The 12,864-nt window shown below is 73.7% G+C and carries 12 protein-coding genes; 9 read left to right on the forward strand and 3 right to left on the reverse strand.

All coding sequences use genetic code 11. The annotated features are described in order from the left end of the window. Window positions 1-2: 2 nt before the first annotated feature. A complete protein-coding gene (gene lanL, locus F0L68_RS03780) occupies window positions 3-2,639 on the reverse strand; it encodes a class IV lanthionine synthetase LanL (protein ID WP_149847985.1) in 2,637 nt (878 codons plus the stop codon). A 139-nt stretch (window positions 2,640-2,778) separates the two neighbouring features. Here lanL and F0L68_RS03785 point away from each other — a divergent pair, with 139 nt between their 5' ends. After that, window positions 2,779-3,849, forward strand: coding sequence for a pentapeptide repeat-containing protein (locus F0L68_RS03785; RefSeq protein WP_149847986.1), 1,071 nt, complete (start codon window positions 2,779-2,781; stop codon window positions 3,847-3,849). 18 nt (window positions 3,850-3,867) lie between these two features. Here F0L68_RS03785 and F0L68_RS03790 read toward each other — a convergent pair whose 3' ends face one another. Next, window positions 3,868-4,800, reverse strand: coding sequence for a S66 peptidase family protein (locus tag F0L68_RS03790; protein ID WP_149847987.1), 933 nt, complete (start codon window positions 4,798-4,800; stop codon window positions 3,868-3,870). Further along, entirely contained in the window at window positions 4,797-6,770 is a 1,974-nt protein-coding gene (locus tag F0L68_RS03795) for a S9 family peptidase (protein WP_149847988.1), read from the reverse strand. Before F0L68_RS03795 ends, F0L68_RS03790 begins: the two co-directional genes overlap by 4 nt. Before the next feature lie 135 nt (window positions 6,771-6,905). On the opposite strand from F0L68_RS03795, the gene F0L68_RS03800 reads away from it, so the two are divergent. The 8 genes from F0L68_RS03800 (at window position 6,906) to F0L68_RS03835 (ending at window position 12,819) form a co-directional block, all read left to right on the forward strand. Continuing rightward, entirely contained in the window at window positions 6,906-7,472 is a 567-nt protein-coding gene (locus F0L68_RS03800; protein ID WP_149847989.1) for a DUF3090 domain-containing protein, read from the forward strand. A 10-nt stretch (window positions 7,473-7,482) separates the two neighbouring features. After that, window positions 7,483-8,274 carry an SCO1664 family protein gene (locus F0L68_RS03805; protein WP_438672246.1) on the forward strand — a complete coding sequence of 264 codons (792 nt, stop codon included), beginning with the start codon at window positions 7,483-7,485 and terminating at the stop codon, window positions 8,272-8,274. A 121-nt stretch (window positions 8,275-8,395) separates the two neighbouring features. Continuing rightward, a complete protein-coding gene (locus F0L68_RS03810) occupies window positions 8,396-8,656 on the forward strand; it encodes a hypothetical protein (RefSeq protein WP_149847991.1) in 261 nt (86 codons plus the stop codon). Between the two features lie 82 nt (window positions 8,657-8,738). Continuing rightward, window positions 8,739-9,674 (forward strand): MBL fold metallo-hydrolase, encoded by a 936-nt coding sequence (locus F0L68_RS03815; protein ID WP_223198468.1) that lies wholly within the window; start codon window positions 8,739-8,741, stop codon window positions 9,672-9,674. A gap of 44 nt (window positions 9,675-9,718) precedes the next feature. Continuing rightward, window positions 9,719-10,633 carry an aminoglycoside phosphotransferase family protein gene (locus tag F0L68_RS03820; RefSeq protein ID WP_188316371.1) on the forward strand — a complete coding sequence of 305 codons (915 nt, stop codon included), beginning with the start codon at window positions 9,719-9,721 and terminating at the stop codon, window positions 10,631-10,633. A 135-nt stretch (window positions 10,634-10,768) separates the two neighbouring features. Next, window positions 10,769-11,575, forward strand: coding sequence for a DUF3097 domain-containing protein (locus tag F0L68_RS03825; protein ID WP_149847994.1), 807 nt, complete (start codon window positions 10,769-10,771; stop codon window positions 11,573-11,575). A gap of 50 nt (window positions 11,576-11,625) precedes the next feature. Then, window positions 11,626-12,048, forward strand: coding sequence for an NfeD family protein (locus tag F0L68_RS03830; protein WP_149847995.1), 423 nt, complete (start codon window positions 11,626-11,628; stop codon window positions 12,046-12,048). Between the two features lie 273 nt (window positions 12,049-12,321). Then, a complete protein-coding gene (locus F0L68_RS03835; protein WP_149847996.1) occupies window positions 12,322-12,819 on the forward strand; it encodes a hypothetical protein in 498 nt (165 codons plus the stop codon). Window positions 12,820-12,864 lie beyond the last annotated feature (45 nt).

Raw genomic sequence — 12,864 nt, forward strand, 5'->3', positions numbered from 1 at the left:
CCCTACGCAGCGAGTGGGAAACGGCGGTCGACCAGCCACGCGCGGTCGCCGCCGTGCCGCAGGCGCAGCAGGAAGTCCAACACCCCGGCGAACCCCACCTGGTAGCTCGGGCAGACCTCCCGCAGCGTGTCGTCGGGCACCAGCAACCGGCCGCGCACCCGCACCGCGCGGGTGAACAGGCAGGTCGCCAGCTCGGCGGCCTGCCGCCGATAACCGTCCTCGCCGGTCGCCTGCGCCAGGTCGAGCAGCAACTCGGCGTTGCCGGCCACGCCGTGGCAGATCCCCGGGCCGAGCCGCCACCGGTCCAGGTACGCCGCGCGGGCGGCCCGCCGCGCGTGGTCGAGGAACGTCGCGTCGCCGGTCTCCCGCCACAGCCGCACCAGGAACGTGCCGACCCCCGACGCGCCGTTGCACCAGAAGTCCAGCCCGGGACGCTCGGCCCGCCCCGGACCCTTGGGCCACCACGCGGCGTCGCCGCGCGTCCGCGCCACCGCGCACAGCGCGTGCCCGCCGCCGACCGCGACCTCGACGAGGTCCGGCCGGCCGAGATCACGGCCCGCGGCCAGCAGGAACGCGCCGACCCCCGCGACGCCGTGCGCGAACCCGTAGCTGCCCAGCCCGGCGAGGTCGTCGCGGAATCCGCCGTCCGCCAACCAGTCCACCCCGGACCGGGCAAGGCGCACCTGCCGCAGCACCGTGTCCGCCGCGGCCGCCGCGCGCGCCGCGAACCGCTCGTCGCCGGTCGCGTGCCAGAACCGCAGCTGCGTCAGGCCGGCGCCCGCAACCCCGTGGCAGACGTCGAGATTGGGCCACGCCACGGGAATCTCCAGCGCCGACGCCGCCGCCCAGTCGGCCGTCGCGGAGTCGCCGAGCGCCACCGCCGCGTCGTGCAGCGCCCACACGGCGCCCGACCGCCCGAAGTGCAGGCCCGGCAACACCCTGCGCTCCTGCGGCAGCCGCCACCGCATCCACCGCACGGCCGACCGCAGCGCGGGCCGCGCTGACTCCAGGCCGTGCCCGACCGCGCGCCGCAGCAGCGCCACGACGCCGGCCGCGCCGGTCTGCACATTGCACGGGTCGCCGTGCGGCAGCGAGCTCGGCTGGGGCCACAGGTACTCGCCGGACGGGTCCATGGTGTCGGCCAGGTGCGCCAACCCGTCCCGCACCAACAGGTCGACGTCGACGTCCGGCAGCTCAGGCCCAGCCGACACCGGCGCCACCCGTGGCCCGCCAGTCCGCAGGAAACGCCTGGTGTGCGCCAGGGTCCACCGGTCCGGCTCGTCGGCGGTCAGGCCGAGCACAAGCGGCAACAGCGCGGCCAGCGCCGCGCTGCCCGGCGCGGCGGCGTGCGCCAGCGCCGCGAGGCGCTCGCCGATCCACCGGCCCGGCACCGTGTCCGGCACCAGCACGGGGTGAATGCCGGTGGTGGCGTGCAGGAGGGTCGCGCCGAGGCTGAAGCAGTCGGCCGACGGCTCCGGCGCGTGATCCGCGCCGGAGCGCAGGTACTCCGGGGCCACGAACCCGGCCGTGCCGACCACGGCGGTCCGCGTGCCGGGGCGCGTGGCGGCCTCGAGGTCGATCAGCAGGGGAGTGCCGTCGGACCGCATGATCACGTTGCTCGGCTTGAGGTCTCGCAGCACCAGCCCCACCGCGTGCACCCGGTCCAGCACCGAGCTCAGCGCCCCGGCGAGTTGCCAGGCGCTCTCCGGCGACGGCTGCCCGTCATGTTCGCGGTGCCAGTCCTGGAGGTTCGTGCCGTCGACGAACTCCTCGACCAGGAACAGGTGGCCGCCAGCCGAGAACAGGTCGAGCCGTTGCGGCGTGATCACGTGCGGCGCCAACAGGTCCAGCATGTCGGCCTCGTGCCGCAGCCAGTCCCGCGCGTCGCGCCCGTCGAGGTCGGCGCCGACGTGCGGGCGGGCCTCCTTGATCAGCACGTCGTGGCCGGTGCGTTCGTCCCTGGCGCGGTACACGCCGCCCCGGTTGCTGTGCCGGATCGCCTCGCTCACCACGTAGCGGTCGGCCAGCCGCACCGGGTCGCCGCGCCGCCGTGTCGGCGTGTCCGTGGCGGGGAACGGGTCGACGGCCCAGGGCGGGGGAGCGAACCAGGGGAGCCGGTCGTCGCGGACCGAGGCGCCGTCGGGGTCGCGCAGCCGCATCTCGTAGCTGCCCTCGTCGGTCAGCTCCAGCGGCGCGTGGAAGCAGCCGTAGCGGTAGTGCACGAGACTGCCCCGGTGGTAGCGGCGGTCGGACAGGATCGCCGGCCCCGGCAGCCCGAGAGTGGCCTCGTGCAGGTCCTTGGCGAGCGCGCGCAGCCGGTCGTCGTCGGCGGGGTAGGCGGTGAGGAACTTCCCCGACCGCGCGCGATCCATCCGCGCCGACACCAGCCTGGCGGTCACCGCCGGCGTGCTGGCGAACTTGAACGCGCAGTCGTGCCGCAGCAGCACCCTGGCCGCGCGCTCCAGCACGGACGGCGCGGATCCGGGTGTCGCGGACAGGTGCAGCTTCCAGCCCTGCCGGCGCGGCTCGTGGTCGGGCGGGGTCACCAGGTACCAGGGTTCGCGCAGGTCGACCCGCCAGCCCGCGGCGGCATCCGGCTCGTCCAGGACGCGCTCGACGATGGGCAGGTAGTTCGGCATACCGCCAGGGTCCGTCGTGCCGGTCAGAGGCGCGTCAGCGTTCGATCAGTCGCGCTGCCAGCGAGACGTCTCGCCAGTCCCCGGCGGTAGGCCCGGTCGGGGTGATCTTCCCGTACTCAGCTAGGGCAGACTCTCCGCCATGGGGGTCGTGTGGTTGGTGGTGCCAGGTGCCGTGCTCGGCGCCGCGGCCGTGGGGCTCGGGTCGGTCGGCGTCGTGCGGCACCGGTGGCTGCTGCTGCCGGCGAGCCTGGCCGGCTCCAGCGCGGCGCTGCTGCTGGTGACCAGCTGGCTGCTGGCCGATCCCGGTGTCGCCAAGGCCGACGCGCTCAAGACCGGCGGCCTTGCCGGCGGCGCGATCCTCGCGCTGTACGCGCTGTGGATCAACGACCGGCGCAGGAAGACCGAGGAGGCCCGCCAGGAGATCGAGCAGCAGCGGGCGCAACTCGACCGGGACCGGGTCTCCGACGAACGGTTCGCCAAGGCGATCGAGCTGCTCGGCCACGCCGCCGACCAGGTGCGGGTCGGCGCGTTGCACGCGCTCGCCGGGCTCGCCCGCAGCCGGCCGACCTACACCCAGACCGTGCTCGACGTGCTGTGCTCCTACCTGCGCAGGCCCTTCCACCACCCCAGCTACAAGACCAGGGCCGACAATCCCCACCGGGCCGCACGCGCGTCGGGCACCCCGCAGGAAGCGGAGGCGCTCGCCGCGGCCGACCTTGAGCAGGAGGTCCGGCAGACCGCGCAGCGGCTGATCGCCGGGCTGCTGCCCAGCCGCGACGACACCTCGCCGACGCTCTACGACCTGGACCTGTCGGCGGCGACCCTGGAGTACCTCGACCTCACCGGACGGCAGCTGGGCGCGCTCACCGCCCGACGGGCGCGGCTGTACGGCATCACCCGCCTGTCCGGCGTCCGGGTGACGGGGCCGGCGCTGTTCACCGATGCCACCTTCCACGGCCGCACCGAGCTGCGCAACGCCGTCCTCGACGGCGGCCTGTCGTTGCTCGGCGCGGAGTTCGGCGGGGAGTGGGAGCTTCGCGGCGCGCTGGTGCGGACGTTCGCCGACCTCCGCACCGCCCCGCCCAGCCAGCAGCTCGGCGCGTTCCTCGTGGAGACCGACACCGACAGGCTCCGGCTCGGCGACCACCAGGGCTGGGCGACCGTGCGGCAGCCCGACCCCGACGAGGACGAGCCGGAGACACCGAGCTAACCGCGCCGTCTAGGGCGGTCAGCGCAGCGCGGACTCCAGGACGGTCAGCGTGCCCGCGTCCGCGTCCAGCTCCGCCGGCACCCCCAACGGCACGGTCAGCTGCCCAGCGCAGTGCCCGAATCCCAGGTCCCACACCATCGGCACATCCAACCCGGCCAACAGGTCCAGCAACACCGCGACCACCTCCTCGGGCCGTCCGCACGAGGTGAACGACCCGAACGCGATGCCGGCCACCCCGTCGAACCACCCCGCGCGCAGCAGCTGCGTCACGATCCGGTCCAGCCGGTAGGGATCCTCGGTCACGTCCTCCAACAACACGATCGCGCCGTCCGGCGGCGCCGGCGCGTCCGGCGCACCCAGCGCGGACACCACCAGACTCGCGTTGCCGCCGACCGTGACACCGCGCGCGAGCCCGGGAACCAGCGTCCTCGCCCCGGCCGCGCCGAGCACCCGCACCGACTCCGGCTCGAACAGCGCGCGCCGAAAGTGCTGCTGCGCAGGCACATCGTCCACGAACCCCGGCGTGGCGACCATCGGCGCGAACACCGTCGCCACGCCGACCTGCGCGCCGAACCAGTCGTGCAACGCCGTCACATCGCTCGACCCGGCGAACACCGTGGGCCGCGCCCGCGCCAACGCCGGCCAGTCCACCAGATCAAGGATCCGCAGGCAGCCGTAGCCACCCCGCGCGCACAGCACCGCGGCCACCTCGGGATCGCAGTACGCCCGCACCAGATCCCCGGCCCGGTCCGCATCGGCGCCCGCCAAGTACGGCAGCGTCGGATGCGCGTCGAGCACGTGCGGGGCGACCTCCACCAGCAGCCCCCACGACCGCAGCACCGCCACCCCGGCGGCCAACTGCGCCTCCGGCACCGGCCCGGCAGGCGCGACCACCACCACGCGGTCGCCCCGCCGCAACCTGGCGGGGCGACGCCGCGACGGCGAACTCACTCGCGCAGCTCCAGCACGGGAACCCCCGGCGCCTCGAAGCCCAACACCTGACCGTAGAAGGACAACTCGGCTTCCAGCGCGGCCTTGATCGTCTCCGCCCTGCGGAACCCGTGCTGCTCACCCTCGAACGTCAGGTACGCGTGCTTGACCCCAGAACCGTCCAGGGCCGCCACGAACCGGTCGGCCTGGTCGGGCGGGCAGATCTCGTCCTCGAGGCCCTGCAACAACAACACCGGCCCGACCAACTTGTCGACCTTGCTGCTCGGCGACCGCTCCTTGTACCGGTCGGCCGCCGCAGGCCACGGCCCGACGAGGCCCTCCACGTACCGCGACTCGAAGTCGTGCGTCTCGCCGCCGTCACCGGTCCAGCCGGCCAGGTCCAGGATTGGGTACATCACGTTGCCGCACCGGTAGGTCGACACCGACGTCATCGACGCCGCGGCGGTCCAACCGCCCGCGCTGCCGCCCCGGATCGCCAGCCGCTGGCCGTCCGCGACGCCCTCGGCCGCGAGCGCCTCGGCCACCGCGGCGCAGTCCCGGACGTCGACGACGCCCCACTGCTCGCGAAGCCGCTCCCGGAACTCCCTGCCGTAGCCGGTGGAGCCGCCGTAGTTCACCGACACCACACCGATGCCCCTGCTGGTGAAGAACGCCAGCTCCACATCGAGCACCGGCACCGACCGACCGGTCGGGCCGCCGTGCACGTGCACCACGTACGGCGGCAGTTCGCCATCGGGCCCAGCGAAGTCGGGACTGGTCGGGGGGTAGACATAGGCGGGCACCGTCTGCCCGTCGGGGCCGGTGAACACCCGCTCCGTGGGCACCGGCAGGTAGCTGGCGTCGGGCAGCTCGTCCGGCTGCCCCGTGACGGCCGTCAGCTCGCCGTTGGACAGGTCCAGCCGCACCACTGCGGCCTCCGAGGTCGCCCCGGCCGCGCCGTTGACGACCACGCCGTCGGCCGCGACCAGATTGCCGAACCACACCGGCAGGTCGGTGTCCACGTCGGTCACCGTGCCGCTGCGCTCGTCCAGCACGGCCAGCCTCGTGTCGGCGACCACTGCGAACCGGCCGTCGCCAAGCGCGGCGAACCACCGGTTACCCAGCCGCCACATCGGGCCGCCGATCTCCCGCTCGCACGGCGCGAGGTTGCGCACCGAACCGTCCAGGCCGACGCGGTGCAGGTTCCACCAGCCGTCCGGGTCGGTCAACGCCAACAGGGTCTCGGCGGTCTCCCACTCGAACTGGCAGACCGCCTCGGTCGGACCGCCAGCCAGCACCCGGTGCTCGCCGAGCGACCCGTCCTCGGCCACGGCCGCGACACACAGCTCGGTGCCGTCCCACGGCATCGCCGGGTGGTCCCAGCCCAGCCAGGCGACGTGCCGGCCGTCGGGGCTGGCCTTCGGTCCGGTCATGAAGTGGTGGCTCGCGCCGAGCACCCGCACCTCGGCCTCGTCGGTGGCCGCCGCACCCGACACCGGCAGCGCGACCAGGTCGCGGCGGATGTCCGTGCGGGCCTCGCCCGTCGCGGCCTCGCGCACGCACCACACCTCGGTGCCGTCCGGGCTCGCGGTCAGGTCCGCGTAGCGGAATCCCTGCCGGCGCAGCGGGTCCGGACTGATCGGCTGCGGTGTCGCCGCCGCGTCGTCCGCGTCGACCAGGTACACGCGCTGGTCGTCCCAGTTGGTGAACGCCAACCGGTCACCGTCGGGAGTGCCGATCACCACCCACGGCCGGCCGCCGTACTCGTGCACGCGGTTGCGGACGTTCCACGGCGCGGACAGCACCTGCTCGGGCTGCCCGTCGGGCCCCTCCCGCAGCAGGGCGGTGCGGCCGCCCTCGGCGGGACGGCTCTCCGCCCACCACACCCGTCCGTCGTGCAGGTCGACCCACTGGAGGCCGCCGCCGGCGGCAGCCGCCTCGGCCGAGCCGATGGGGGAGGTCCAGGTTCCATAAGGCGCGATCTTCACCACGGGGCGACCCTATACGCGTACGGTCGACCCGACGATCGCCTGCCCAGCCGATTCGGCTCCGCCCCCACTCCGCCCCCACGAAAGTCGGGGGAGGGCCTGCCGCCATTCGGGCGGTGGCTTAGGGTCTTTGTTGTCATGCCTCGTGTCATTCATGTATTCCGCCAACCCGACCGGTTCGTTGCCGGGACCGTCGGGCAGCCTGGCGAGCGCGCGTTCTACCTCCAGGCGTCCGAGGACGTCAGGATGGTCAGTGTCGCGCTGGAGAAGCAGCAGGTCGCCGTCCTCGCCGAGCGCATCGGCTCGCTCCTCGAGGAGGTGCATCGCAGGTTCGGCGCGGAGGTCCCCGACGCGGCCCCGGACGACCTGCTCGACATGGAGCCGCTCCAGGCCCCCGTCGAGGAGGAGTTCCGGGTCGGCACCATGGGCCTTGGCTGGGACGCGGAGACGCGCGCGGTGGTGATCGAACTCCTCGCGGCCACCGAGGAGGAGCTCGACGAGGCCGTCGTGCTCGACGACACTGAGGAGGGCCCCGACGCGGTCAGGGTGTTCCTCAGCCCGGCCGAGGCGCGCGCGTTCGCCGAGCGGGCCGACCGGGTCGTCAACGCGGGCCGCAAGCCGTGCCCGCTGTGCGGCGAGCCGCTGGACCCCGAGGGCCACATCTGCCCGAGGCAGAACGGCTACCGCCGCTCCGAGGGAAGCTGAGTCAGGCGTGCTGCCCACCGAGCCCGGCGCGGCCGACTTACTGACCAGGGGCCGCATCGAGGTGCAGGGCAGGATGGTCGACGCGTCCAACGCGACACTGTTCTGCGGCATCAGCCTCGACGGCGTCGAGGCGCAGTGCGTGTACAAGCCGGTGCGCGGCGAGCGCCCGCTGTGGGACTTCCCCGACGGCACGCTGGCCGGCCGTGAGGTGGCCAGCTACCTGATCTCTGAGGCGTCCGGGCTGCACGTGGTGCCGCCGACGATCCTGCGGCCCGGCCCGTTCGGGCCTGGCATGGTCCAGCTGTGGGTGGAGACCCACGAGGGCGAGGACCTGGTGGACGTCGTGCCGGAGGCCGAGCTGCGCGAGGGTTGGCGGGCCGTGCTGCATGCGCACGACCGGTTCGGCTCGCCCGCCGTGCTCGCGCACGCCAACCATCCCGGACTCGCGCTGATGGCCGCGTTCGACGTGGTGGTCAACAACGCCGACCGCAAGGGCGGGCACGTGCTGCACACGCCCGACGGCGCGGTCTACGGCGTGGACCACGGCATCTGCCTGCACACGGAGAACAAGCTGCGGACCGTGCTGTGGGGCTGGCTCGGCGAACCGCTGCCCGAGCCCGCCGTCGAGGCGCTGCACCGGATCAGGGCCGGGCTGGACGGCGCGCTCGGCGAGGCGCTGTCGGAGCACCTGACCAGGGCCGAGGTGCGCGCGCTGACCGAGCGCGTCGAGAAGCTGTCGGCCGAAGGGGTGTTTCCCGAGCCGTCCGACGAGTGGCCGGCGATCCCGTGGCCCGCGTTCTGATGCACAGTGCAGGACTTCCTGAAGCCTCGCTGAAATAGACGCAAAATCCTCGAATTCCTCCCTGTCGGCGCCGAAACGGGTGTCCACTAATGGGCGTTGCGGACGCTCTGGGAGGCATGGGATGTTTCGAGGCCGGCTCTCGCTCTGGACCATCGCGGGCGTGACCGCGCTGGCCGGGTCGGTGGCGACGGGCATCGCCACGGTGGTCGTGCTGGCAGGCCTGAGCTGCGGGCCGAGCGCAGGACACCCGTTGGCCGTCAGGCAGCAGTGGTGCGCGACGCACCCCGGTCACTGCCAGCACTACCCGCCGACCGCCGAGCAGGCGCGCAACGACGCCCCCGCCCAGCCCGCGATCGCCAAGCCGCAGCGCCGCGTCTCCTGACCCCGCGCCGCTCCCCGCGTGAAGTCCCTTTCCCCGCGCGACATCGGCGTTCGGCCGATGAGGGCGTGAGATGATCGGCCGCATGGGCCCCCAACGCCACACCTACCGCGACCGGCTCACCGACCCGCTGCCCGGCCCTCGCGAGATACTGCGCGTGCTGCGGTCCGGCGGGCTGCGCGGATCGGCCGCCGACGCCGACCGGATCCCGTTGCTGCGCAACGGTCTGCCGCGGACCGAGGCGGACTCGGCTGCGGTGACCTGGGCCGGCCACGCCAGCTACGTGCTGCGCGTCGGCGGCGCGTGCGTGTTGGCCGATCCCGTGTGGTCGCACAAGATTCCCGGCGTGCCGCGTCGGCTCACCCCGCCCGGTGTGGCGTGGTCGGAGCTGCCGCCCGTCGACGCCGTGGTGATCAGCCACAACCACTACGACCACCTCGACGCGCCGACCATCAAGCGGCTGCCCCGCAGCACCCCGGTGCTGGTGCCCGCAGGCCTCGGCGGATGGTTCACCAAGCGCGGCTTCCGCAGCGTGACCGAGCTGGACTGGTGGGAGTCCGCCGAGGTCGGCGGCCTGCGCTTCGACTTCGTGCCGGCGCACCACTGGAGCCGCAGGGGCCTGCGCGACACCTGCCAGAGCCTGTGGGGCGGCTGGGTGATCACCGACCCCGCCGGCACGCGCCTCTACCACGCGGGCGACACCGGCTACGGGCACTGGTTCGCCGAGATCGGTGAGCGCTACCCCGGCATCGACGTGGCCATGCTGCCGATCGGGGCCTACTCGCCGCGCTGGTTCCTGCGCAACGTGCACATGGACCCCGAGGAGGCGGTGCGGGCGTGCGGCGACCTCGGCGCGCGCCGCCTGGCCACCATGCACTGGGGCACCTTCATCCTCACCAGGGAGTCGGTCATCGAACCGCTGGAACTGGTCCGCAAGGCGTGGGCGACGACCGGCCGCGACCTCGACGACCTGTGGGACCTCGCCGTCGGCGAGACCAGGTTCACCGGGCCCGCCAACTGAACCCGCCGCGATCACCGACCGGACGGTCGGGAACAATGGGCCGAATGGCCCAGCACGATCCGATCATGGACGCCGCCGCCCGCCGCCGCCTCGTCAAGCGCTTCGGGCCCGCGGTCGAGCCGTGGTGCGACGACCTGCCCGCGACCGTGGCCGCGCTGGCCGACCGGTGGGGCCTGCGGGTGCGGTCGGGGCTGGTCGGCAACACCTCCCGCGCACTGCTGTGCGACCGCGCGGACGGCACCTCGGCGGTGCTGAAGCTGACGCCGGACCCGGCCATCGCGGCCGAGGAACACGCCGCGCTGTCGGCGTGGTCCGCGTCCCCGCAGCTGGTGTCGGTGCTCGACGCGGACCTTCCGCTCGGCGCGCTGCTGCTGGAGGCGATCGAGCCGGGCGGGCCGCTGGCGCGCCGGCCCGGCGGCGTGCCGCTGCGGTGGATGGGTGTGCTGCTGCGCGAGCTGCACGCCGTGCCCGTGCCGGCCGAGCCGGAGTTCCCGCCGCTGACCGCGAAGGTCGACGCGATCTTCTCCTCGATCAACTGGCAGCGGCTGGCCGGCGAGGAGGTCGCCAGGCACCTCCCGGTCGACCTCGTCGAACGGTCCCGCAACGCCGCCCTCGACCTGGCCGAGTACCCGGCCCGCGCGCTGCTGCACGGCGACCTGCACGCCGACAACGTCCTGGACGGCGGGCCGGACCGGGGGCTGGTCGCGATCGACCCGCGCCCCTGCGTCGGCGACCCGGCGTTCGACGCGGTCGACTTCGCGTTCCTGCGGGTCACCCGGTCCGGTGACTTCGATCGGCGGGTGGCGTCGATGGTCAGGTACACCGACGGCCTCGACGGCGACCGGCTGGTCGCGTGGTGCCGCACGATCGCGGTGTTCTTCGCGATCAGGGAGCTGCGCCGCAGTGGCCCGAGCGAGCGCTCCGACACGTTGCTGGCGCTGGCCAAAGAGGCCGGCTGACCGCACCGGAGCCGCGCCGCGCGACATCTCCAGGCGCGGTCCGGTCCCCGGCTCGGCTCGCTCGCCGAGGCGAGCCCGGCCCGCGTCGGCGTGGCACCGCGTCACCCGGCCGAGTGGCCGCTAGCGTCGCCAGTCGTGCGTTCCCACGATTACGGCCGCGACGTCCTGGCGGCCGGCAAGCGCCGCCGCGAGATCCCCGAGGTGCCCGCCGAGCCCGGCACCGTGGTGGAGGATCCGGCCACCGGGTTCTGCGGGGCCGTGGTGCGGATCGAGTCCGGCAGCGTCGTGCTGGAGGACCGGCATGGCCGGCACCGGCTGTTCCCGCTGCGCCCCGCCGCGTTCCTGGTCGACGGGCAGCCCGTCACGCTGGTCCGCCCCGCTCCCTCGGCCACGGCGCCGGCCGCGGCGCGCTCGGCGTCCGGTTCGGTCCGCGTCGAGGGCCTGCGCGCCCGCACCGCGCGGGACAGCCGCATCTGGGTGGAGGGCGTCCACGACGCGATGCTGGTGGAACGCGTCTGGGGCCACGACCTGCGCGTCGAGGGCGTCGTGGTCGAGTCGCTGGACGGCGTGGACGAGCTGGCCGCGCGCGTCGAGGACTTCGGCACCGGGCCGGGCCGCCGGCTTGGCGTGCTGGTCGACCACCTGGTCACCGGCAGCAAGGAGTCCCGCATCGTCGCGGCGGTGCACGACGAGAACGTGCTGGTCACCGGCCATCCCTACGTCGACATCTGGCAGGCGGTGAAGCCGTCCTCGGTCGGTATCGCCGCGTGGCCGACCGTGCCGAGGAACGTGCCGTGGAAGGAAGGCATCTGCGCCGCGCTCGGCTGGGGCGAACCCGCCGAGGGCTGGCGGCGCGTGCTGGCCGGCGTGCGCGGCTTCCGCGACCTGGAGACGCCGCTGATCGGCGCGGTCGAGCGACTCATCGACTTCGTGACCGGGTAGGAACCGAGCAGGAGCCGCGTAGTCAGGCGCGGATCTGCGACCATGGGGGCATGGCCGCTGTGGTGTGGCTGGTGCTGGGTGTGGTGCTCGTCGCCGCCGAGGTGCTGTCGGGCAGCTTCGTGTTGCTGATGCTCGGCGCGGCGGCGCTGGCCGCCGCCGTCGGCGCGCTGGTCAGCCTGCCGCTGAGCGCGGTGGTGTTCGCGCTCGGCGCGCTCGGGCTGATCACCTTCGCCCGGCCCCCGCTGTTGCGCAGGCTGCACGCTGTCGAGCCGATGAAGTCCAACATCGAGGCCCTGGTCGGCGGCCGGGCCGTGGTGGTGTCCACTGTGGACGTGCACGGCGGCCAGGTGCGCATCGCCGGCGACCTGTGGTCCGCCCGCGCCTTCGACGAGACGCAGGTGCTCGAGCCGGGCAGCTCGGTGATGGTGATGACCATCTCCGGCGCGACGGCCGTGGTGTGGAGCGACCGGTAGGACCGGACGTCTGGTCGGCGGGACACGCCGCGTTCTACCCTTCCTGCGGCCAGCACTCCGCGTCGCGGAACGCGGCGGGGGTATCTGGGGAGGCAGTTCGTGTTGTGCCGTCGTGTACTGGTGGCGGCGGGGATAGTCGCGGCCGTGTCGGGCTGTTCGACGACGTATCAGGACGCGGCGAGCTCGCCCTCCAGTACGCCCTCGCCATCCGCCCTCGCGGCCCCGGGTGAGATCGCCACCTCGGACATCGGCCTTCGGCTCACGCGGGCGACCATGACCGACGAGGACCTGGCCGGGCAGGGTGGCCACGCACAAGGCCCGCCTGTTCCCGTGATGCCTGCGGAGAACGTCAAGTACTCGCTGGTCAGGGCGTGCGGGATCACGCCGCCATCGAACGCGAAGATCCACGCCGCGCGCCAAGCGCAGTGGTTCACAGACAGAAAGCCCGACCCCAGCCTGTCGGTGAGCCAGCTCACGGTGGCCTACCAGGGCACCACGGGGGCCGCAGCCATCGCGGAGATCCGCGAGCTGCTCACCTGCCAGGATTACCAGGACGGCAGCATCACCCGCACCGTGACCGGGGACGAGACGATCCCGGCGGTCGCCGGCGCAGACGCCCAGTACGTGTACTGCGAGAACGAGAACGCCTCATGCGTGATGTTGCTCGCGCGGGGCGACCTGGCCACGGCGGTGACCGTCCGGGGAGGCGACTCGTTGGCGGACGCCAGCAAGCTGGCACCGCTGGTGATGACGGCGCTGGCCAGGGCATGATCACCGGGCTCGCGGCACCCGGACGGCCGACGGCCCGATCCTGCT

Source organism: Solihabitans fulvus, assembly GCF_008386585.1.
Lineage (GTDB): Bacteria > Actinomycetota > Actinomycetes > Mycobacteriales > Pseudonocardiaceae > Solihabitans > Solihabitans fulvus.

Excerpts from the sequence above, each read along its gene's own strand:
- F0L68_RS03800 (WP_149847989.1), top strand. The coding sequence starts at position 6,906 with ATGCCTCGTGTCATTCATGTATTCCGCCAACCCGACCGGTTCGTTGCC.
- F0L68_RS03830 (WP_149847995.1), top strand. The coding sequence starts at position 11,626 with ATGGCCGCTGTGGTGTGGCTGGTGCTGGGTGTGGTGCTCGTCGCCGCC.
- F0L68_RS03820 (WP_188316371.1), top strand. The coding sequence starts at position 9,719 with ATGGCCCAGCACGATCCGATCATGGACGCCGCCGCCCGCCGCCGCCTC.
- F0L68_RS03810 (WP_149847991.1), top strand. The coding sequence starts at position 8,396 with ATGTTTCGAGGCCGGCTCTCGCTCTGGACCATCGCGGGCGTGACCGCG.
- F0L68_RS03815 (WP_223198468.1), top strand. The coding sequence starts at position 8,739 with ATGGGCCCCCAACGCCACACCTACCGCGACCGGCTCACCGACCCGCTG.
- lanL (WP_149847985.1), bottom strand. The coding sequence starts at position 2,639 with ATGCCGAACTACCTGCCCATCGTCGAGCGCGTCCTGGACGAGCCGGAT.
- F0L68_RS03835 (WP_149847996.1), top strand. The coding sequence starts at position 12,322 with ATGACCGACGAGGACCTGGCCGGGCAGGGTGGCCACGCACAAGGCCCG.
- F0L68_RS03785 (WP_149847986.1), top strand. The coding sequence starts at position 2,779 with ATGGGGGTCGTGTGGTTGGTGGTGCCAGGTGCCGTGCTCGGCGCCGCG.